Annotated in this window: 1 protein-coding gene; it reads left to right on the top strand. The window is 37.9% G+C overall.

Going from position 1 to position 818, the window contains the following annotated elements:
* The first annotated feature begins 183 nt into the window (after window positions 1–183).
* A complete protein-coding gene (locus tag V7083_RS15255; protein WP_335479291.1) occupies window positions 184–708 on the top strand; it encodes a GNAT family N-acetyltransferase in 525 nt (174 codons plus the stop codon).
* Window positions 709–818 lie beyond the last annotated feature (110 nt).

Raw genomic sequence — 818 nt, 5'->3', positions numbered from 1 at the left:
TTGTGTCTGAAGTCAGAGCAGACAGACAGGAGAAAAAAATCTAGTGTTGTGTCCGAAGTTTTGAGATAAGTTGGGAGCCAGAAAAAGCTTTATTAATACAATTCATGTTTGTGATTTATGTAGGGAATATGCTGAACGCAGGGCTTATAGGATAGCTTAAATTTTAGTAAGAAGGTGAATCACATGGAACCAACAGTATTTTTAACAAAACCAACAGTGGAATTAAAATCTGAATATCAAGAGTTTTACCAAGAATGGAAAGATAGCGGGGAGGAAATGATTCCTTGGGTCATTGGTAAGGATCCTGCAAATTTTCCGGAAATGATACAATCTTTACTTGATGCAGAGCAGGGTAAAAATATCCCAGCCAATTGGGTTCCTGATTCTACCTTCTGGTTAATCAATAAAAATAAAAAGATCATTGGAGCAGTAAATATTCGTCACCGACTGACAGATAAGTTATTTAACAGTGGAGGGCATATTGGTTACGGTATCTGTCCATCTGAGAGGAAAAAAGGATATGCAACAAAACTCTTATCCCTTGCCTTAGAAAAAGCCAGGGAATTAGGAATACAAGAAGCCCTTGTTGTCTGCGACGAGAGTAATATCGGATCGGCAAAAACAATCATGAATAATGGTGGTGTTCCAGACACGGACTATGTTATGGAAGATGGTAACATTATAAAGAGGTTTTGGATCTATTTATAGGACCGTGGTTCAAGTGTATTTCTTTATTGAGAAGCAATGTTAAAGAATACTGTTGTTTTTAACCCTGTTGATTGGAGTGGAAGGCACGAAGATTCCTGTGGGAGTACGGT

It is taken from the genome of Bacillus sp. JJ1764 (genome assembly GCF_036962145.1).
In the GTDB taxonomy this organism is placed as follows: Bacteria; Bacillota; Bacilli; order Bacillales; family Cytobacillaceae; genus Neobacillus.
This window is presented reverse-complemented; position numbering and strand designations above follow the sequence as displayed.